The sequence below is a fragment of the Pectobacterium araliae genome (assembly GCF_037076465.1).
In the GTDB taxonomy this organism is placed as follows: domain Bacteria; phylum Pseudomonadota; class Gammaproteobacteria; order Enterobacterales; family Enterobacteriaceae; genus Pectobacterium; species Pectobacterium araliae.
Window position 1 is genome coordinate 2,453,219 of sequence record NZ_AP028908.1, and the last position, 21,437, is coordinate 2,474,655.

The 21,437-nt window shown below is 54.4% G+C and carries 17 protein-coding genes; 3 read left to right on the forward strand and 14 right to left on the reverse strand.

Going from position 1 to position 21,437, the window contains the following annotated elements; translation table 11 throughout:
* Positions 1–36 precede the first annotated feature (36 nt).
* Positions 37–1,509: an NAD-dependent succinate-semialdehyde dehydrogenase gene (locus AACH44_RS11085; RefSeq protein WP_261848623.1), complete on the reverse strand. Its 1,473-nt coding sequence runs from the start codon at positions 1,507–1,509 to the stop codon at positions 37–39.
* A 10-nt stretch (positions 1,510–1,519) separates the two neighbouring features.
* Positions 1,520–2,785: a 4-aminobutyrate--2-oxoglutarate transaminase gene (locus AACH44_RS11090; protein WP_261848624.1), complete on the reverse strand. Its 1,266-nt coding sequence runs from the start codon at positions 2,783–2,785 to the stop codon at positions 1,520–1,522.
* 160 nt (positions 2,786–2,945) lie between these two features.
* On the opposite strand from AACH44_RS11090, the gene AACH44_RS11095 reads away from it, so the two are divergent.
* Together AACH44_RS11095 and AACH44_RS11100 are read left to right on the forward strand one after the other, a co-directional pair.
* Positions 2,946–4,439, forward strand: a complete 1,494-nt coding sequence (locus tag AACH44_RS11095; protein WP_261848625.1) for a PLP-dependent aminotransferase family protein — start codon at positions 2,946–2,948, stop codon at positions 4,437–4,439.
* Between the two features lie 193 nt (positions 4,440–4,632).
* Positions 4,633–5,727 carry an ABC transporter ATP-binding protein gene (locus AACH44_RS11100; RefSeq protein ID WP_261848626.1) on the forward strand — a complete coding sequence of 365 codons (1,095 nt, stop codon included), beginning with the start codon at positions 4,633–4,635 and terminating at the stop codon, positions 5,725–5,727.
* 81 nt (positions 5,728–5,808) lie between these two features.
* Here AACH44_RS11100 and AACH44_RS11105 read toward each other — a convergent pair whose 3' ends face one another.
* Together AACH44_RS11105 and AACH44_RS11110 are read right to left on the reverse strand one after the other, a co-directional pair.
* Positions 5,809–6,057 carry a GlsB/YeaQ/YmgE family stress response membrane protein gene (locus AACH44_RS11105; RefSeq protein ID WP_261848627.1) on the reverse strand — a complete coding sequence of 83 codons (249 nt, stop codon included), beginning with the start codon at positions 6,055–6,057 and terminating at the stop codon, positions 5,809–5,811.
* Positions 6,058–6,212: 155 nt separating this feature from the next.
* The gene (locus AACH44_RS11110) at positions 6,213–6,836 is read right to left on the reverse strand and encodes a helix-turn-helix transcriptional regulator (protein ID WP_261848628.1); all 624 of its coding nucleotides are present in this window, start codon (positions 6,834–6,836) and stop codon (positions 6,213–6,215) included.
* 220 nt (positions 6,837–7,056) lie between these two features.
* On the opposite strand from AACH44_RS11110, the gene AACH44_RS11115 reads away from it, so the two are divergent.
* Positions 7,057–8,031: a threo-3-hydroxy-L-aspartate ammonia-lyase gene (locus AACH44_RS11115; RefSeq protein WP_261848629.1), complete on the forward strand. Its 975-nt coding sequence runs from the start codon at positions 7,057–7,059 to the stop codon at positions 8,029–8,031.
* Between the two features lie 62 nt (positions 8,032–8,093).
* Here the strand turns inward: AACH44_RS11115 and AACH44_RS11120 are convergent, their stop codons facing one another.
* From AACH44_RS11120 to AACH44_RS11165, 10 genes are all read right to left on the reverse strand, one after another.
* A complete protein-coding gene (locus tag AACH44_RS11120; RefSeq protein WP_261848714.1) occupies positions 8,094–8,375 on the reverse strand; it encodes a hypothetical protein in 282 nt (93 codons plus the stop codon).
* Between the two features lie 3 nt (positions 8,376–8,378).
* Entirely contained in the window at positions 8,379–8,900 is a 522-nt protein-coding gene (locus AACH44_RS11125; RefSeq protein ID WP_261848630.1) for a MarR family winged helix-turn-helix transcriptional regulator, read from the reverse strand.
* A gap of 415 nt (positions 8,901–9,315) precedes the next feature.
* Positions 9,316–10,005, reverse strand: coding sequence for a respiratory nitrate reductase subunit gamma (gene narI / locus AACH44_RS11130; RefSeq protein ID WP_261848631.1), 690 nt, complete (start codon positions 10,003–10,005; stop codon positions 9,316–9,318).
* Positions 10,005–10,724 (reverse strand): nitrate reductase molybdenum cofactor assembly chaperone, encoded by a 720-nt coding sequence (narJ, locus tag AACH44_RS11135; RefSeq protein ID WP_261848632.1) that lies wholly within the window; start codon positions 10,722–10,724, stop codon positions 10,005–10,007. Before narJ ends, narI begins: the two co-directional genes overlap by 1 nt.
* On the reverse strand, positions 10,717–12,297 hold the full coding sequence (narH, locus tag AACH44_RS11140) for a nitrate reductase subunit beta (protein ID WP_261848633.1): 1,581 nt from the start codon (positions 12,295–12,297) through the stop codon (positions 10,717–10,719). Before narH ends, narJ begins: the two co-directional genes overlap by 8 nt.
* Positions 12,297–16,103, reverse strand: coding sequence for a nitrate reductase subunit alpha (locus AACH44_RS11145; RefSeq protein ID WP_261848634.1), 3,807 nt, complete (start codon positions 16,101–16,103; stop codon positions 12,297–12,299). Before AACH44_RS11145 ends, narH begins: the two co-directional genes overlap by 1 nt.
* A 390-nt stretch (positions 16,104–16,493) precedes the next feature.
* Positions 16,494–18,245: an acetyl/propionyl/methylcrotonyl-CoA carboxylase subunit alpha gene (locus AACH44_RS11150; RefSeq protein WP_261848635.1), complete on the reverse strand. Its 1,752-nt coding sequence runs from the start codon at positions 18,243–18,245 to the stop codon at positions 16,494–16,496.
* Positions 18,229–19,839 carry an urea amidolyase family protein gene (locus AACH44_RS11155; protein ID WP_261848636.1) on the reverse strand — a complete coding sequence of 537 codons (1,611 nt, stop codon included), beginning with the start codon at positions 19,837–19,839 and terminating at the stop codon, positions 18,229–18,231. Before AACH44_RS11155 ends, AACH44_RS11150 begins: the two co-directional genes overlap by 17 nt.
* 11 nt (positions 19,840–19,850) lie before the next feature.
* Positions 19,851–20,657, reverse strand: coding sequence for a putative hydro-lyase (locus AACH44_RS11160; protein WP_261848637.1), 807 nt, complete (start codon positions 20,655–20,657; stop codon positions 19,851–19,853).
* A 9-nt stretch (positions 20,658–20,666) separates the two neighbouring features.
* Positions 20,667–21,434, reverse strand: a complete 768-nt coding sequence (locus AACH44_RS11165; protein WP_338659240.1) for a 5-oxoprolinase subunit PxpA — start codon at positions 21,432–21,434, stop codon at positions 20,667–20,669.
* Positions 21,435–21,437: the final 3 nt, after the last annotated feature.

Here is a 21,437-nt window from a genome sequence, read left to right on the forward strand (position 1 = left end):
GATAGGGGCTATCGACACGCGTTTCTTACCGACGATCTATCGTGAGAGATCGACGCAGAGATATTTCATTTCCAGATAATCTTCGATACCGAAACGTGAGCCTTCGCGTCCCAGCCCAGACTGCTTCACCCCGCCAAACGGCGCGACTTCATTCGAGATCAATCCGGTATTAATGCCGACCATGCCGTAGTCCAACGCTTCCGGCACTGTCCACTGGCGTACCGCATCGCGCGTGTAAACATAAGCAGCCAATCCGAACTCGGTATCGTTGGCCATCGCAATGGCTTCTGCTTCATCGCTGAAACGGAACAGCGGCGCGACTGGCCCAAACGTCTCTTCACGGGCGAAACGCATCTCACGCGTCACCTCGCCAACGATGGTCGGCGTGAAGAACGTACCGCCCAGTTCGTGGCGTTTCCCCCCCAACAGTAGCGTCGCTCCGCGAGATAACGCATCGGCAATGTGCTGCTCGACTTTGTTAATTGCATCGGCATCAATCAGCGGCCCCTGCGTCACGCCCGGCTGTGTACCGTCGCCTACGTTTAATTTACGGACTTCTTCGATCAGCCGTTCTACCAGCGTTGGGTAAATCCCGTTCTGTACATAGATGCGATTCGCACAGACGCAGGTCTGCCCGCTGTTGCGGAACTTGGAGGCCAGAATGCCTTTCACTGCCTGATCCACATCGGCATCATCGAACACGATAAACGGCGCATTACCCCCCAGTTCCAACGAGAGTTTTTTCACCGTCGGCGCGCTCTGCGCCATCAGGATGCGACCCACTTCCGTCGAGCCAGTGAAGCTTAGCTTGCGCACCACCGGGCTATCGCACAGCACCTTGCCCACGGACTGTGCATCACCGACGATCACCTGCAACACGCCGCGCGGAATACCCGCCTGCTGTGCTAACTCCGCCAGCGCCAGTGCGGTAAACGGCGTCTGCTCCGCAGGTTTAACGATCATCGTACAGCCCGCCGCCAGTGCGGGGCCGACTTTACGGGTAATCATCGCCGCTGGGAAATTCCACGGCGTAATCGCCGCACACACGCCAATGGGTTGCTTAATCACCATCAGGCGCTGCTGTCCCTGCGGCGATTGCAGTACGCTACCTTCAATACGTTTGGCTTCTTCCGCAAACCAGTCGATGAAACTGGTGGCATAAGCGATTTCGCCACGCGCTTCCGCCAGCGGTTTTCCCTGCTCCGCCGTCAGCAGCGCAGCCAGATCCTCCTGATTGTCCATCATCAGGCGCGCCCACGCCTGCAATAGCGCGGCACGTTCTTTTCCCGTCTTCTTACGCCACTCAACCAACGCCCGTTCCGCAGCAGTAATCGCCTGCTCAGTTTGTGACACCGTCACGAGTGGCACATTACCCAACACCTCACCCGTCGCCGGATTGGTAACATCCAGACGTTCACCGTTTTGACCATCTTGCCACTCGCCGTCAATCAGGCAGTGTTGACGGAATAAGCGTTGTTGTTTCAGTGAAATAGACTGTTTCAGTTGCATAGCATCTCTTCTATTGTGTTAATACGCGCGTCAGGATGTTCATCGCCTTGCTGAACTGCTCATCAGGAACCGTCAGCGGATACAGGAAACGAATCACGTTGCCATGCACACCGCAGGTCAGCAGCAGTAAGCCCGCCTCTAACGCGCTTTTCTGAAATTGACGGGTAATCTCTGCTGAAGGCTTACCCGTGCCCGGATCGTTAAATTCAGCGGCAACCATCGATCCTTGTGCACGAATCGCCACCAGTGCCGGACACTGCGCTTTTACTTTTTCCAGCGTTTCGACCAACGCAGCGCCCAGCCGCTGCGCCCGTTGGCACAATTTTTCTTCTTCAATCACGTCCAATACCGCCAGCGCAGAAGCAACCGACAGTGGGTTACCCGCATAGGTGCCGCCCAATCCGCCCGGCGAGGGAGCATCCATGACGTCAACACGGCCGACCACGCCAGAGATCGGGAAGCCGCCGCCCAGGCTTTTCGCCATGGTGATCAGATCCGCTTTTTCTGCGTAATACTCCATCGCAAACAGTTTGCCGGTACGGGCAAAGCCCGTCTGCACTTCGTCGGCAATCAGCAGGATACCATGCTCGTCACACAGCTTACGCAGCCCGCTGATAAAGGCCGGCGGCGCGACGTGGAAACCGCCTTCGCCCTGTACCGGTTCCAGCAGAATAGCGGCAACCTGATCGGCGGCGATATCGGTATGCATCAGACGTTCGACGCTTTCCAGTGCCTGTTCAACGGTGATGCCTTGCTTCTCATTCGGATAAAGCGCGTGAAAAATAGAGCCGGGGAACGGGCCGAACCCGGTGGAATACGGTGCCACTTTGCCCGTCAGCGTCATAGTCAATAACGTGCGGCCATGAAACGCCGCGTTGAAGGCAATCACGCCGGGGCGTTTGGTGTAAGCGCGGGCGATTTTCACCGCGTTTTCCACCGCTTCGGCTCCGGTGGTAAAGAACGTGGTTTTTGCCGCACCTTGAATCGGTGCCAGCGCGTTAATACGCTCAGCCAGCGTAACGTAGCTGCCGTAAGGGACAATCTGATAAGCCGTATGGGTAAAGCGATCCAACTGTTCGCGCACCGCCGCGACAATCTTCGGGTGACGATGCCCGGTGTTCAGTACCGCAATCCCGGCAGCGAAATCGATAAACTCTCGCCCTTCAACATCCCATAGGGTGCTGTTTTCCGCACGCTCAGCATAGAAATCACACATGACGCCCACACCACGCGGCGTGGCGGCCAGACGGCGTTGATTCAGTTCGCTATTCTTCATGGTTTGCTCCGGTATCCCAAACACATCTGTTAGTTGAAGATGATTAGTTGAACAATGACAATTAGTTTAGTTGCAAGATGAGTCGCAAGATGATGATGTCATTTAGACGCGAGATGGTTCTATAATCCAGTGCCAGTTTTGAATATTTGAAGGATCCACTTTGCGCTCACTTCTGACCGACTTATTGCTTCAGCGTTTAGCCACCCAGCAGGATGGTGCGCTGAACAAACGTGTATACGACAGCATCCGGCTAGCGATTCTTGATGGCGCGATTGCCGCAGGTACGCGCCTGCCATCGTCACGCGATCTGGCACAGCAGCTGTCTCTGTCACGCAATACCGTGCTGACGGCTTACGAGCAGCTACTGGCAGAAGGCTATATTGACGCACGCAAAGGAAGCGGGACCTTCGTCACGGAACAGTTACCTGATGGCAATATGCTGCCAGTGAGCAGCAGTAATGCGGGGGAAATACGAGAGCCTAAGCATGAGCTTTCGCGTCGCGGTATGCATCTGCTGGGTTATGCCGGGGCTTCCATTCGCCAATGGGGGGCATTTATGCCCGGTATTCCCGATATCGCCAGCTTCCCGCATGATTTATGGCGGCGGATTCAGACACGTCTGACACGGCGCGTTCGTCCTGAACAACTTTCTTACTCGCCCATTGGTGGCTGTCCAGAACTCCAGTTGGCGCTGGTGGATTATCTACGTGTCGCCCGTTCCGTCGAGTGTACGCCGGAACAGGTTCTGATTACCGAAGGCACGCATCAGGCAATGGATTTGCTGGCTAAAATGCTGTGCAACCCCGGCGATTTGGCATGGATTGAAGATCCCTGCTACTGGGGGATTCGTAATGTCCTGACGATTAACGGCCTGCGCATTGCTCCCATCAATGTTGATGAACAGGGTCTGGCACCGCCAGAAACGCTTTCGCCCGATACGGCTCCACGGTTGATATGCGTGACACCGTCACATCAGTATCCGCTAGGCGCAGTGATGAGCCTGGCACGTCGCCAACGGTTGCTGGCTCTGGCACAAGAGCATGGTTGCTGGGTGGTGGAAGATGATTATGACAGCGAGTTCCGCTTTTCCGGCAGCCCAATCCCCGCGCTGCAAGGGCTCCAGACGCAATCCCCGGTGATCTACATCGGTACATTCAGTAAAACGCTCTACCCCGGCCTGCGCGTCAGCTACATGGTGTTACCGCCACTGCTGGCGCAGTCGCTAAAGACAGCACATTCCGAGCTTTACCGCGGCGGACACTGGCTCACGCAGGCGACGCTTGCGCAGTTTATCCGCGAAGGCCACTACGCCGCACATATCCGCCGCATGCGTTTGCTGTATGCCAAACGGCGCGCGCTATTGACGTCGCTGATCGAACAGCATCTGGGCGCCGATTACGTCGGGGACAATAGCAATGCCGGGCTGCATATGTTGCTCAGCCTACCGCCCCACATTGATGATGTCGTGCTGAGCGCCGCGATCTTGCGCCGTGGTGTAATGGTTAAACCGCTTTCCAGTTACTACCTGCAACCGACGCCGCAGCGCGGTTTATTGCTGGGCTATGCCAGCGTCGAAGAGCCTCAAATGGAGCAGGCTTTTTCCGTGATTGTGGCGTGTATTCAGGCACTGGATACCCATCATTCTGACGTCTGACCGATCCGCATTTTCACACCAGTCCATTTGCACCGGTACGGTGCCATCCTCCATCAATGCGCTCCATTACGGCGCACCCGTTGTGGTGAAGGCTGGCGTGATGACGCATTGCTGCGCGGTATTTCCTGCTCGTTCAGCATCCGGCATGGTTTATGCATTCTTATGAATAACAGTGACTGCCGGAGAATGAAAAATGAGAAATTATGTCAGCTTCAGGAATGTTCAGAAGACCTATGACGGCGACCGCCTGATCGTCAAAAACCTGAATCTGGATATCCGCGAAGGTGAATTTCTGACCCTGCTTGGGCCATCCGGCTCGGGAAAAACCACCAGTTTGATGATGCTCGCCGGGTTTGAAACCCCGACGCAGGGGGAAATTATGCTGCGCGATGCACCGCTGCATCATCTCCCACCGCACCAGCGCGACATCGGCATGGTGTTTCAGAACTACGCCCTGTTTCCACACATGACCGTAGCGGAGAATCTGGCATTTCCGCTCTCTATCCGCCGTCTGAATCGTGCCGATATCAAAGAGAAAGTGGATCGGGTATTGGATCGTGTGAAGCTCACCAGCCTGGCCGATCGCTACCCTGCACAGATGTCCGGTGGCCAGCAGCAGCGTGTCGCGCTGGCTCGCGCATTGGTCTTCGAACCGAAACTGGTGCTGATGGATGAACCTCTGGGTGCGTTGGATAAGCAACTACGCGAACATATGCAACTGGAAATCAAAGAGTTACACCAATCGCTGGAATTGACCGTGGTGTACGTCACCCATGACCAAAGCGAAGCAATGACGATGTCCAACCGCGTCGCCGTATTTAACGACGGCGTAATTCAACAGATGGACAGCCCCAGCGACATCTACGAAAAGCCGGAAAATGCGTTTGTGGCGCAGTTTATCGGCGAAAACAATACGCTTCTTGCCACACGCGGCGAGGCAGAAGGCGCGTTCTATCGTACAACGCTGGATGACGGCACCTCACTGCGCGCGTTGAAAGTCCGCCCCAGCTCACCGGGTCGAAAAATTACGCTCTGCATCCGCCCCGAACGTATTCACGTCAACGCGGCTCACGTCGATGACACTATGCAACACGTCAAAGCCCGCATTCAACAGTTCATCTATCTGGGCGATCACGTCAGGATGATGACGGAAGTGGCAGGTCAGCCGCAGTTTATGGTGAAGCTCCCCGCCAGCGACATTCAGCCGCACTGGAAAGCGGGCACCGAAGTCAATCTGTCATGGCAGCCGGAGCACCTGCGCGCGCTGGATAGCATCATTACGCATTAATCGTGACGCGCTGACAGCACAAGGTACAACTCAGGCAGGAAATAAGCATGTTGCCCCTGAACAGGGGCAACGAATACAGCGCTAGTCTCGAATCTTGCGGTACACCCACAGCACGACAATCGCGCCAACAACCGCCACCACAAAACTGCCGAAATTAAAGCCATCGACCCGACCAAACCCAAAGAAAACGCTGATATAGCCGCCCACAACGGCACCGACAATCCCGAGCAACACCGTCAGGATAAAGCCGCCGCCGTCTTTACCGGGCATAACCCACTTAGCCAAAATCCCCGCAATCAAGCCAAAAATAATCCAGGACAGAATCCCCATACCTACTCCTCGCGTTTTCGTTTCACCACACCCGACGTTGCCATTCGTTGGCAAATCGAGACGTTAAGCAAGTATAGGTTAAGATTGAGGAAGTGTGTGGGTGATGCAACGGATGATCAATAGTGCATGTCGTTTAATCGCATTAAAAATAGCCCTTACTCCTTCGCATACAAATACACCGACGCCCGTGATACCCCCAGATGCTGGGCGATGGTTTCCATCGATTTTTTGACTTCCAGCAGGCCGTTGTCTTTCAGTTCCTGAAGCAGGATTTTTCTGTCCTGCGCTTTTAACGCCCGTGGCGTGGTAGCAAGTCGGGCGGCGAAGTGATCGATGTGTTGTCTGATCGCCGCCGCACCGTTTGGCTCCAGATGCTCGGTCACAGAGTCAGAAGCGAGCTGGGTAAACTGTGCCAGCGCATTCTGCATGCCGCGGAATAGCGTCATGTCGACGTTCAGGCACAGCGCCGCGACATAGTCGCCTTGCGCATTTTTGATGCCGACCGAGGTGCTTTTTACTGGACGTCCGTCAGCAAATTGGTTGGCGTAATTCGCTAAAATATTAGGAAATTCAGGCGAGGCGATACGGGCAAGGCCCAACTCCGTTGCGGGTGCACCCACCTCTCTGCCGGATAGATTATTGTGAATGGAAAGTATCGCGTGCTCTGGGTTCTTCAGATCGTGCACGACCACTTCACAGAATGGCGCAAACGTCTCGCTCAACCCTTTCGCTATCGCCTCTAACTGCGTCAACAGCAGACCTTCTCCAGATGTAGACATCTTATCTCCAATCGCAGCAGCGTTTTCTGCCGCAAAGTGTACCACACGCCCGCGTTTCGCTTTCTTTCAGCGGCAGATGACACTCATACACAATCCATAACTTGAAAATAAATCAAATTAGACAATTTATCTAATTTTATATATTTTGTTTATTCGGTTTTCAACAACATCGGGACAACGGCTCCGGTGTGTACAATCACGACGAGCAGGTGATACAGATATGAGCGACTTACGCCTCCCAACCTACGACGATGTGGTAGCCGCAGCGGAACGTATTGATGGCTATGCCAATAAAACGCCAGTGATGACATCGCGCACGGTCAATGACGCATTCGGTGCAGAGCTTTTCTTCAAGTGTGAAAACTTGCAGCGCATGGGCGCATTCAAGTTTCGCGGTGCGATGAACGCACTGTTGCAGTTCTCGGACGAGCAGAAAGCCGCTGGCGTGGTCACCTTTTCTTCCGGTAATCATGCGCAGGCGATTGCGCTGGCCGCCAAATTGCTCGGCATTCCAGCAACGATTGTTATGCCACACGATGCCCCGGCGGCAAAGGTCGCCGCCACACGCGGTTACGGCGGGAACGTGGTGGAATACAACCGATATACCGAAGATCGTGAACAGATCGGTAACGATCTGGCGAAAAAGCATGGCCTGACGCTCATCCCCCCTTACGACCACCCGTATGTCATTGCTGGGCAAGGCACGGCGGCGAAAGAGTTGTTAGAAGAAACCGGTGAACTGGACGCCCTGTTCGTCTGCTTAGGCGGCGGCGGATTGTTGGCAGGCTCCGCACTTTCTGCTCGTCAGCTATCCCCACAGTGCAAAATTTATGGCGTCGAACCCCTCGCAGGCAACGACGGACAACAATCTTTCCGCAACGGCACGATTGTGCATATCGATACGCCCAAAACCATCGCCGACGGCGCACAGACCCAGCATTTGGGCAACTATACCTTCCCTCTGATTCGCCAGAACGTCGACGATATCCTGACCGTGACGGATGACGATCTGATTGACGCGATGCGGTTTTACGCTGAACGCATGAAAATCGTCGTTGAGCCGACGGGATGTCTTAGTTTTGCGGCAGCACGCAACCTCAAAGAATCACTACGTGGTAAACGCATCGGTATTATTATCAGCGGCGGGAATGTCGATATCAGCCGCTATGGCACATTTTTGACTGGCGATGCCTAAGAAAAAACGATGATCTTTATTTCTGAAGCCGAATCCGCGGCGCTCATCAGTCATGAGCTAGCTTATGATGCCGTGCGTGATAGCAGAAAATCCTCAGATATGGCGCAAGAGCTCAAGGCTGCCGGGCTGGATGCGCAAATCAGCGATGCCGGACAGCGTGTTCGATCGCTGGGGATAGCCTGTCCTATGCTCAGCGTCGGTGCCACACCGACAGCGTATTTTGCCGACGAGGCGCGTAGCGTAATGCCGCCGTCAAATTGCCATTGATGCAGGCGGCTGTAGCAGTTATCCATAAAATCTTGTCCATCGCGCTGCCAGCAGATTGAAGCATGGTATGCTGACATCGCTCAGTTCCCTTTGTTATGACTTTCTAATGCTCGCAATAGCGCCGCGAGATTGGTGTCAAGTGCAGCTAGCACATCCGTAGATAGCACAGAGAGCACCTGCCGCTCGTTCTCAATGTGCGCCTCGACGGCGCGATTAATCAGTGCAAGCCCTGTATCGGTGAGTTGCACCAGCATGCTGCGCGCATCCTGTTCGTTCTGCACTCGCTCGATAAACCCTCGAATTTCAAGGCGCTTGAGTCGGTGAGTCATGGTGCCCGACGTCACCATCAGCGTGGAGAACAGTTCAGTCGGACTCAGGCAATATGGTGCGCCAGCGCGCCGCAGCGTAGCCAGCATATCAAACTCCCAACTGCTCAGATCGAATCTGGCAAAGCAGGATTCCAGACGCTGATCCATGAGTACAGCACATCGCCTGAGGCGTCCAATCGGCCCCATAGGACTGGCATCCAGATCGGGGCGTTCGCGCCGCCACTGATCAAGGATGTCATCTACTGCATCGTATTCGCTGGTTTGACTCTTCATTTATCTTGGTTTCAAGGTAATTGATCAACTCTATTATCGTATCTTGAATTGAAGGTAAAGTCATGAACACGCCATCCTCACCACACGACTGGCGTGACGTCATGCTCACGGCGTTGACCCGCTGGCAACGACACGGCCGATGAAGGGCGCTGTCGGCAGGAAAGATAAAAAGCCGAGCGGGAATAATGGGTAGATCGTAAAGACGGTAGCTGTAAGCCCGAGCCGCGCAGATACGAATCTCATCCCTGAGATTCCCCCTTTCGGGCTGACGCAAGCGACGTTCAAAAGCGTTCCTGACGCTTTTGTCACTGGTGAGGACGCTTTACTCTTCTATCCCATTATTCCCGTTCTTGTTCTGTTGATAGGGTTTTTAACGATCTTCGGTGTTATAGCAACACAGCCGTTTCTATCATACTTAGCGACGGTTACGCACAAGCTGGTAGCGACGCGTCAGGTACTCGACCGGTGCGCTCCAGATGTGAACCAAACGGCAGAACGGGAATAGGACGAACAACGTCAGCCCCAACACGATATGCAGTTTGAAGATCAGCGCAACACCCGCCAGATGTACAGACGCACCACCTTGGAAGTACGCCACGCTCTGTGCCCAACCGACCAACTTCAGCATTTCACTGCCGTCCATATGCTGTGCAGAGAACGGGATGGTCAATACACCCAAACCAGCCTGAATCACCAGTAAAGACAGAATGAGAATGTCACCAACGCTGGACGTCGCACGAATACGTGGGTTAGTCAGACGGCGCTTTAACAGCAGCGCACCACCAACAAACGTCAGCAGACCAGCAGCACCACCGCCAAACATCGCCATTTTCTGTTTTACATCCATCGGCAGGAAGGCTTCGTACATCCAGTGCGGCGTCAACATACCGAGGAAGTGCCCAGCAAATACGCCCAGAATCCCCAGATGGAACAGGTTAGACGCCAGACGCATCCCTTTTTTATCCAGCATTTGGCTCGAACCCGCACGCCAGCTGTACTGGCCGTAGTCATAACGCAGCCAACTGCCAATCAGGAAGATCGCCATCGCCAGATAAGGATAGATGTCAAACAAAAATATATTGAAATAGCTCGTGATTGCACTCATTAGCGTTGCCCTCCCGCCGATGTCGCGTCAAGGTTCAGATATTGCGGCACCACCGCGCCAGCGAAGCGGCGTTGGTGTTGCGTTTGTTGGGCCGATGCGCAGCCTTCTTCGCCGAGGAACTTAACCTGTTCCTCTTCCCACACGGCATCCAGCGCCTGCGGCGTGTCATCACGCGCTTCGTCAGCCACCTGATGTGTGACATTGTCACTTTTCAGGTTACTACCAGACAACGCCAACAACAGATCGAACAGCACGGCATAGCTGCTGTCACGCTGCTGCAAACGCGCACCAATCAGCGCCAGAATCGGCGCGATGTCGAGTAAACCCGCACGGCTCTGCGCGGGTTCCAGACGAGAAAGGTACTCAAGATACAGCGGCAGGTAGTCCGGTAGCTCACGGCAATCCAGTGCCAGACCGGCATCCTGATATTGCTGCATGAGATCGACCATCGCCTGACCACGGTCACGAGATTCGCCGTGAACGTGTTCGAACAACAGCAACGAGGTCGCCCGACCGCGGTCAAACAGGCCGCTATACTCCGCCTGTTTGTCCAACAGATCCTGCGCACACAGCGTGTTGATGAACTGCATCAACGTGTGGCTCTCTCGTAGCGGTAAGACATCGGCCTGCTCTACCGCGTCGATCAATTCAGCCCGGTTTTCCCATAGCTCGCTATCGGGATAGTCCAGCAGGCGGGCAATAATCCGCAGGCTAATCATGGTTCGTCTCCTGCATGATCTTGCTGTTCATATCGCGTGTTTTGCTGCTGACATCAATAGCATCAATACGCTTGCTGTTGAACAGGTTGAATTTGGTATCACTACCGTGGCAACCATCGCCAAAGCTGAAGCCGCAACCTTTGCTTTCTGGGAAGGCTTCACGCGCCAGTTCACGATGGCTTGACGGGATCACGAAACGGTCTTCGTAGTTCGCAATCGCCAAGTAGCGGTACATTTCCTGCGCCTGCGCTTCAGTCAGCCCAACCTGCTCCAGCGCGCTGGTATCGATTTTGCCTTCTACGGTTTCTGCACGTTTGTAGTGACGCATCGCCAGCATACGTTTCAGCGCCAGTAATACTGGCTCGGTATCACCTGCGGTCAGCAGGTTCGCCAGATATTGCACTGGAATGCGCAGGCTTTCGACGTCCGGCAATACGCCAGTGTGCGCCAGTTGACCCGCGTCTGCGGCAGACTGAATCGGTGACAACGGCGGCACGTACCACACCATCGGCAGCGTGCGGTATTCTGGGTGCAGCGGCAGCGCCAACTTCCAGTCCATCGCCATTTTGTAAACCGGTGATTTCTGTGCGGCTTCAATCACGCTGTTTGGAATGCCATCTTTCAGCGCTTGCTCAATGACTTTCGGGTCGTTCGGGTCAAGGAACACATCCAGTTGGCTCTGGTACAGATCTTTCTCGTTTTCCACCGAGGCTGCTTGTTCAATGCGATCGGCATCATAGAGCAGCACGCCCAGATAGCGGATACGCCCAACGCAGGTTTCTGAACACAGCGTTGGCTGACCGCTTTCGATACGCGGGTAGCAGAAAATACATTTTTCTGATTTGCCGCTCTTCCAGTTGAAGTAGATTTTCTTGTACGGACACCCGGTCAAGCACATACGCCAGCCGCGACACTTGTCCTGATCGATCAGGACAATACCGTCTTCACCGCGTTTGTAGATCGCGCCGCTCGGACAGGTCGCCACGCACGCGGGGTTCAGACAATGCTCACACAGACGCGGCAGATACATCATGAACGTGTTTTCGAACTGGCCGTACATCTCTTTCTGCACATCATTGAAATGGACAGGATCGAAGTTCTTATCCTTGGAGCGTTTGCTGAATTCGCCGCCCAGATCGTCTTCCCAGTTCGGGCCGTTCTCGATTTTCTTCATCCGCTGACCGGTAATCAGCGAGCGCGGACGGGCGACAGGCTGATGCTTGCCTTCCGGCGCTTTACGCAGGTTCTGATAGTCGTAGTCGAACGGCTCGTAGTAGTCGTCGATTTCCGGTACATCTGGGTTAGCGAAGATTTTGGACAACACGCTGATGCGGTTACCCATCCGCGGTTCAAGCTTGCCGCTGATTTTACGGATCCAGCCGCCCTTCCACTTTTCCTGATCTTCCCAGGCATGGGGATAACCCACGCCCGGTTTGGTTTCGACGTTATTGAACCAGGCGTATTCCATCCCTTCACGGCTGGTCCAGACGTTTTTACAGCTAACGGAGCAGGTGTGACAGCCGATGCATTTGTCCAGATTCAACACCATGCCCACTTGTGAACGAATTTTCATCAGGCTTTCTCCTGCTGTACCGCTTTCTGTACTGTTTGTTGCTGAACCGTCTGTTGCTGAACCGTCTGTTGCTGAACATAGTCCTGGCCTTCATCATCCAGCCAGTCGATGCGTTTCATTTTACGCACCACGACAAACTCATCACGGTTTGACCCGACGGTGCCGTAGTAGTTAAAGCCATAAGCCAATTGGGCATAGCCACCGATCATATGGGTCGGTTTCGGCGTGATACGGGTTACCGAGTTGTGAATACCGCCGCGCTGCTGGGTAATTTCCGATCCCGGCAGGTTAATAATGCGTTCCTGCGCGTGGTACATCATGGTCATTCCCGCAGGCACACGCTGACTCACCACCGCACGTGCCGTCAGCGCACCGTTGGCGTTGAACGCTTCTACCCAGTCGTTATCCGCAATACCCAAATCACGGGCATCGTCTTCGCTCAGCCAGATAATCGGGCCACCGCGCCCCAGCGTCAGCATCAACAGGTTGTCGCTGTACGTGGAGTGAATGCCCCATTTCTGGTGCGGCGTTAGGAAGTTCAACGCTTTTTCCGGGTTGCCGTTTGGTTTCTGGTTCATCACCGGCTCAGCCGCACGGGTATCAACCGGTGGACGGTACACCAGCAGGCTTTCACCGAAGGCACGCATCCATTCATGGTCTTGATACAACTGCTGGCGACCGGACAGCGTACGCCACGGAATCAGCTCGTGAACGTTGGTATAACAGGCGTTATAAGAGACATGTTCATCTTCCAGACCAGACCAGGTCGGGCTGGAGATGATCTTGCGCGGCTGCGCCTGAATGTCGCGGAAGCGAATTTTCTCGTCTTCTTTATTCAGCGCCAGATGTGTGTGATCACGACCGGTGAATTTGCTCAGCGCTTCCCACGCTTTTACCGCTACCTGACCATTGGTTTCCGGGGCCAGAGACAGAATCACTTCTGCCGCATCGATCGCCGTTTCAATCTTCGGACGACCTGCCGCCGCACCGTCAGCCTTGGTGTAGTTCAGCTTTTTCAGGAAATCGACTTCGGTCTGTGTGTTCCAACCGATACCTTTACCGCCGTTACCCAGCTTGTCCATCAACGGACCAAGTGAGGTGAAACGTTCGTACAGGTTCGGGTAATCGCGCTCCACCATCATCAGGTGGGGTGCCGTTTTACCCGGAATCAGATCGCATTCGCCTTTTTTCCAGTCATCCACGCCGAACGGCTGCGCCATTTCTGCCGGGGAATCGTGTTGGATTGGCAAGGTAACCAGATCGGTTTCCTGTCCAAGGTGTCCCTGACAGACGCGGGAGAAAGTTTTCGCGATGCCTTTGTAGATTTCCCAGTCGCTTTTGGAATCCCATGCCGGATCGACAGCCGCAGACAACGGGTGAATAAACGGATGCATGTCCGAGGTATTCATGTCGTCTTTTTCGTACCAGGTTGCCGTTGGCAGGACGATGTCGGAATACAGGCAGGTGCTGGACATACGGAAATCAAGTGTCACCACCAGATCCAGTTTGCCTTCAACGCCTTGAGCGCGCCATTCCACTTCTTCCGGCTTCACGCTGCCCGCCATGCCCAGATCTTGCCCTTGAATACCATGATCCGTACCCAGCAGGTACTTCAGCATGTATTCGTGGCCTTTACCGGAGGAACCCAACAGGTTAGAACGCCAAATGAACAGGTTGCGCGGGTAGTTTTGCGGGCTATCCGGCTGTTCAGCGGCAAATTTGATTTCGCCTGATTTCAACGCGGCAACGGTATATTCCTGCGGCGTGACACCAGCGGCACGCGCTTTTTCTGCGATATCCAGCGGGTTAACGTTCAACTGCGGTGCAGATGGCAGCCAGCCCATACGTTCGGCACGCACGTTGAAGTCAATCATGCTGCCGCTAAAGCGGGATTTATCCGCCAGCGGTGACAGCAATTCCTGCGGCGCGACGGTTTCATAACGCCACTGGCTGGAATGGTTATAGAAGAACGAGGTACTGTTCATGTGACGCGGCGGACGCTGCCAGTCCAGACCAAACGCCAGCGGCGTCCAACCGGTTTGCGGACGCAGTTTTTCTTGTCCGACGTAGTGCGCCCAACCCCCACCGCTCTGACCGACACAGCCGCAGAAAATCAGCATGTTGATAATGCCGCGGTAGTTCATGTCCATGTGGTACCAGTGGTTGATACCGGCACCGACGATGATCATCGAACGACCGTGCGTTTTATCGGCGTTATCCGCGAATTCACGCGCAATGCGGATGATGTTCTGACGAGAAACGCCCGTGATTTCCTCAGCCCAGGCTGGGCTGTACGCTTTCACATCGTCGTAATCGCGCGCGCAGTTGTCGTCGCCCAGACCACGATCCAGGCCGTAGTTCGCCATCGTCAGGTCATACACGCAGGCAACCAGCGCTTCGCTACCGTCAGCCAACGTCAGGCGCTTAACTGGCAGTTTGTGCAGCAGGATTTCTTCTAGCGCAACGTTGTTGAAATGTTCGCTGACCGCGCCGCCAAAATACGGGAAGCCAACATCAACCACATCGTCGTGCGACCCCAGCAGGCTCAAGCGCAGCTTCACTTCTTCGCCGCTCACGCCGTCACGCTGTTCCAGGTTCCATTTGCCCTGATCGCCCCAGCGGTAGCCGATCGACCCTTGCGGTGCCGTCAGGTTGCCGCTTTCATCGTCAATCGCGATGGTTTTCCACTGCGGATTGTTGTCTTGGCCGAGGTTGTCCACCAGATCGGAGGCACGCAGCAGTCGGCCTGCCGCGTAGTAGCCATCTTCACGCGGTTCCAGCAGCACCAGCATCGGTAAGTCCGTGTATTGACGAACGTACTCACTGAAATACTGGCTCGGTTTGTCGAGGTGGAACTCTTTCAGAATAACGTGGCCCATTGCCAGCGCCATCGCGCTGTCGGTGCCTTGTTTCGGGTTCAGCCAATGGTCGCACAGCTTGGCGATTTCAGCGTAGTCCGGCGTGACCGCAACGGTTTTGGTGCCTTTGTAGCGCACTTCCGTGAAGAAGTGGGCATCCGGTGTACGGGTTTGCGGAACGTTAGAGCCCCAGGCGATGATGTAGGAGGAGTTATACCAGTCTGCCGATTCCGGTACGTCAGTCTGCTCACCCCATGTCATGGGTGACGCCGGTGGCAAGTCACAGTACCAGTCATAGAAGCTCAGGCAGACGCCGCCGAGCAGAGAAAGGTAACGCGCACCGGCAGCGTAGGACACCATTGACATCGCCGGAATCGGTGAGAAACCGATAATGCGGTCTGGGCCATAGGTTTTGGCGGTGTAAACGTTAGAGGCCGCGATCAGCTCGTTAACTTCATTCCAGTCAGAACGAACGAAACCACCACGGCCACGAATTTGTTTGTAGTATTGGGTTTTTTCGGGGTCATTGACGATGGACGCCCAGGCATCAACCGGATCGCTGTGCGTCAGTTTCGCTTCACGCCACAGCTTCATCAGGCGTTTACGCATCATCGGGTATTTCAGGCGGTTAGCGCTGTAGAGATACCAAGAGTAGCTGGCGCCGCGTGGGCAGCCACGAGGTTCATGGTTAGGCAAGTCCGGGCGGGTACGCGGATAGTCAGTCTGCTGCGTTTCCCACGTCACCAGACCGTTTTTCACATAAATCTTCCAGCTACATGAACCGGTGCAGTTTACCCCGTGGGTAGAACGCACGATTTTGTCATGCTGCCAGCGACTACGATAGCCATCTTCCCAGTCACGATTGGTATTGAGGGTCTGCCCGTGACCGTCGGAAAACGGTTCGGCCAGTTGTTTGAAGTAACGTAACCGGTCAAGGAATTTGCTCATCCTGACTCTCCTGCTGCGAAGCCTGTTGGCTCCTGTCGTTATGAAATGCTCGTAGCAGACATCTGTTTTTGCTGACGACACATCGCTCAAATTGGCGCTAGGGTATCCAGCAAGCCCTTCGTCAAATTTGATGATGATCAAGAGAGTTTCCAGGCTAAAAACAGGGAACCCACCTAACTACCCATAAAGGATAAGGGGAGAGAACCCATTCAATGCAATGAAAAATAAGAATAAAAAAACGAGATAAAAACGATGTAACGTGAGTAATGCACAGAGGTGACTATTTGGAGGTAGTAGGCTTACGCCATGCGTCCGTCGAGGGAAAAGTGAACATTGACGAGCGCAGACGCAACAGAGTGAGCCTGCGCTCGTCAGGTGAAACGCGATAAGTTAACGAACGGTTGCCAGCACCGTTTCCGCTGCGAGATATGCTCCCTGTTCGACGCAGTGGTGCAACGTTCCCGCTCGATGAGACTGAATCTGAACCTCCATTTTCATTGCTTCCATCACTGCGACAACCTCACCTTTTTCTACTTGTACACCGTCCTCAATCAGCCAACTATGTAAGGTGCCTGCAATCGATGTGGGTAACTGTGTAGGGTCGTCTTCTTTCGCTGCCGGAATCGGTGTAGACGGTGCCGTAGCAAACGAGGCCAGCCCTCCCAATAATTGGCTGGGAAAGGCCAGTGCATGGCGCTGGCCGTCGATCTCAATAAAGGTACGAGTCAGGTTGCTATCAGTTGAATGTATATGACGAGGCATCGCCGCAATCTGCCCCGTAAATTCAGTTTCGATCCAACGCGTATGTACCCGAAATGTTTCGGTGAAATCAGCATCATCCATAACCGCGCAGTGAAACGGCAAGACAGAAGCGACGCCCTGAATAACAAACTCGCGTAGCGCACGACGGGCACGTTGAATAGCCTGTTCTCGCGAGCTCCCCGTAATAATCAACTTTGCCATCAGAGAATCATAACTGCCAGGAACCGTTGACCCTGCACCTACTCCGCTATCCAGACGCACACCTGGACCACAAGGCACGTTAAAGAGAGAAAGCGTACCCGGCGTTGGTAAGAAGCCTTTCGCCGCGTCTTCCGCGTTAATACGAAATTCAAAAGCGTGACCACGCGGTTCAGGGGTTTCATGGACACTCAACGGCAACCCTTCTGCAATGCGCAGTTGTTCTACCACAATATCAATACCCGTCGTCTCTTCCGTGACCGGGTGTTCAACCTGCAAACGGGTATTGACTTCCAGAAAGGACAGCGTGCCATCACCGCTCAGTAAAAATTCAACGGTTCCGGCACTTTCATAGCCAGCATGCGTACAAATAGCCTGCGCCGCCTGATGAATACGCTGCCGTTGCGCGGTGGTGATAAACGGTGCTGGCGCTTCTTCTATCAGCTTTTGATTGCGCCGTTGCAAGGAACAATCCCGTGTCCCCAATACCACGACATTGCCCTGTTTATCCGCAATGACCTGCGCTTCAATATGGCGAGGTTTATCCAGGAACTGCTCAACAAAACATTCGCCACGCCCGAATGCCGCTTCCGCTTCCCTTACGGCGGAATGATAAAGCTCTTCCACTTCATCCAGTCGCCACGCGACCTTCAGCCCACGTCCACCGCCGCCAAATGCGGCTTTGATCGCAATAGGTAAACCATGTTCCTGAGCAAAACTCAGCACCTCCTGTGCATCACTCACTGGCTCTGTCGTCCCTTTAACTAAAGGAGCACCCACCGCTTGCGCAATTTTGCGTGCCTGAACTTTATCGCCAAGCTGCTCGATCGTCTCCGGTTGTGGGCCGATCCAAATCAGTCCCGCCTCTTGTACCGCACGGGCAAATTCGGCTCGTTCGGATAAAAAGCCATATCCCGGATGAACCATCGTCGCCCCCGAACGACGTGCGATATCAATCAGCAGTGGAATATTCAGGTAAGTATCCGCTGAACGCACGCCCGGCAACGCCCAGGCTTCATCCGCCAAACGTACGTGTGAGGCATCCACATCAGGATCGGCATAAACCGCAACAGCCTGTGCGCCATAATCCCGACAGGCACGAATAATACGCACCGCAATTTCACCCCGATTAGCAATAAGGACTTTTTGCGGCCGATCGTGATAATTAGAAATGGTGCTCATCAAAGATCTCACTCTCATTAATGTCATGAAACGGACGAACGGCATTAAACCGGATAAGTGCGCCCGGTGGGATTTGTCCAGCCAAATCAAGGTGATAATCAGCAACAGCGGCAATCACCGGATAGCCCCCCGTAAGCGGGTGGTCGTTCAGGAACAGAACGGGTTGACCGCTAGCGGGTACCTGAATAGCACCACAGCATGTTCCTTCACTGGGTAATTCCTGATGCTGGCTACGTGTTAACGTTTGGCTTCCTGATAAACGCAGGCCAATACGGTTAGATTGCGGCGTAACCCGCCACGTTTGTGACGTCAAAAGCGCCATCCCCTCATCGGTAAACCAGTCCGTTCTTGGGCCAAAGACAATATCCAAAGTGACAACGTCACCCGATGCAGGCAGCGATGTTGGGGGTAATATCCCACACTGTACCGAGGTACACCCTTCTGCCCCCCCAATGTTCAGCACATCTCCAGTTTTCAACGGTAATGGACCGACTTGAGCTAGACTGTCAAAAGCACAACTTCCCAGGATGGCATCAACCTGAAACCCGCCACGCACAGCAAGATAGCTACGCAGTCCCGTTGCCAACCCCCGCAGGGAGATTTCATCCCCATCACGCAAATCAAGGGGTTGATAGCACGCCATCATCATCGTGTCACCGGAGGCTGTCTTTAGCGTTATTTCGCAAGGCGCTCCCGTCACGCAGAGTAACAATTCGCCCTGTACCCGTGCGCGGAACCCGCCTTGCACGACTTCAAGGCACGTATGCGTGACAGGATTACCCACCACGCGGTTCGCATTACGCAGCGCCGCCTTGTCCATCGCCCCGGATTCGCCGACGCCCATTGCTGCCTGCCCAGGCCTTCCCAAATCTTGATACAAGGTTTGTAGCCCGCTGGAGAGCACAGTCAGGCTGATCGGTGTGGTTTTCGTTTGAGCTTCTGCCGCTGGTGTGGCCGGAGGCAGGCTGATCACACGGGTCTCACTTGCCGCATCCACAAAACGAACTTGAGTCCCCGGCAGTAAGAGCGCTGGCTGCTGCCGATGCAGATCCCACATTTTCAGCGGAGTATGGCCAATAAGCTGCCAGCCTCCGGGGCTGGCCTGAGGGTAAATACCGCTGAACTCTCCCGCCAGGGCTACGGAACCTGCCGGAATTCGAGTACGTGGTGTAGGTCGGCGTGGCACCTGCCACGATGAGCCATGAGAAACCATATAAGCAAACCCTGGCGCAAAGCCGGTAAATGCCACGCTCCAGAGAGCATCAGTATGGCGTGCAATGACATCCGATAGGCGAATACCGAGGTGCTCCGCTACATCGTGCAGATCCTCGCCGTTGTAATACACAGGCACCGTGACTTGCTGTGGGCTTGCAGACGGCACACGCACTCGTTCACGCTGGCTAATCTGTCTCGCTAATACGCTGGACGAAACGACCACAGGTTGAAACCGGATAAGCAGCGTTCTGGCGGCCGGAATCACCTCGTCGATGCCATAAATCGGCTGCTCAGATAAGGAATCAAAAAGCGCTAGCGTCTCATTCAGATTCGCTAACTCAACAAGGAAACTGCTCAAGTTGACCGGTAAAAAGCGCACGATTCTCTCCCCTAGCGCTGCCAGGCCGCGTCTGGCACGTCCGTGATAAACATGTGTCCCGGCGCGTGGCTGAGAGCAAAAGGTACTCCTGATTTCATTACCGCAGCCTGCGGCGTCACGCCACACGCCCAGAACACGGGAATTTCTCCCGGTTCAATACTCACGGCATCACCAAAATCCGGTTGCATAATATCGTTAATGCCCAGCAACGAAGGCTCGCCAATATGAACCGGCGCACCATGTACTGCGGGGAAACGCCCCGTGATCATCACGGCATCGGCCACGCGATCGGCAGGGATGGGGCGCATAGAGACCACGAGTTCCCCCTGCAAGCGTCCCGCCGGGCGGCACAATCGATTGGTTTTGTACATCGGCACATTGCAACCCGCACTAATGTGTCGGATGTCAATGCCAGCCGCAGACAGTGGCGTTTCAAATGTGAAGCTACAGCCAATCAGGAACGTCACTAAGTCGGTGTGTTGCTGCCACAACGCTGATGCATCGGTGATTTCATTCACCAGCTTGCCATGTTCCCATACCCGGTAACGAGGAATATCGGTACGCAAATCAGCACCGTCGGCCAGAATGGTGTGAAAACCCCCTTCTTCTATCACATCTAATATCGGGCAACTTTGCGGATTCCGCTGCGCATACAGTAAAAAGTCAAAGGCCCAGTCTCGCGGCAGCGCGATCATATTGGCCTGAGTCATCCCCGGAGCCATACCCGCAGTCGGTTTATCATAACCCTGACGGATGGTCTGTCTGGCCGCTCTGGCGGCATCTATAGCGTGTTGACTGGCTTTCATCAATGCGCTCATTTTTTCTCCTTATGAATTCAGAAAAGAGCGAATGGTGATGCCGTTTGCTTCCAGCAAAACACGAACCTGATCCGCCATCGCTATGGCGCCAGGGCTATCCCCATGCACGCAGATGGAGTCCGCCTGAACCGGTGTGAAGTCCCCTTCAATCGACGTGACGCCGCCGTCAGTCACCATTTGCAGCATCCGTTGTGCGACCTGTTCTGGATCATGCAGAACCGCCCCTTTTTCACGGCGTGAAACCAGACGTCCATCGGAATGATAGGCACGGTCGGCGAACGCCTCAGCGACCGTTTTCAATCCCTTCTGCTGTGCTAACTGGAGGATGGGTGAACCGGCCAGCCCGACTAATGGCAACTGCGTATCGTAGGCAAAAATTGCCTCGATAACGGCTAACGCCTGACGTTCATCGTGAGCAATGGTATTGTATAAAGCGCCGTGAGGCTTGACGTAACGTACCGTCGTTCCCACCGATTTAGCCAATCCTTGCAATGCACCCAGTTGATAAATCACATCAGCGGTTAATTCATCGCTGGCAATATCCATCGCTCGTCGGCCAAAGCCAACCAAATCGGGATAACCAACATGCGCACCAACGCTGACACCACGCAGATGGGCAGCGCGCAGTGTTTCACGAATGCCAGCAGGCGAGCCGGCATGGAAACCGCAGGCAATGTTTGCACTACTCACCAGTTCAAGGATCGCAGTGTCATCGCCCATTTGCCATTGGCCGAAGCTTTCACCCAAATCGCTATTTAAATCAATTTGTTTTGGCATATC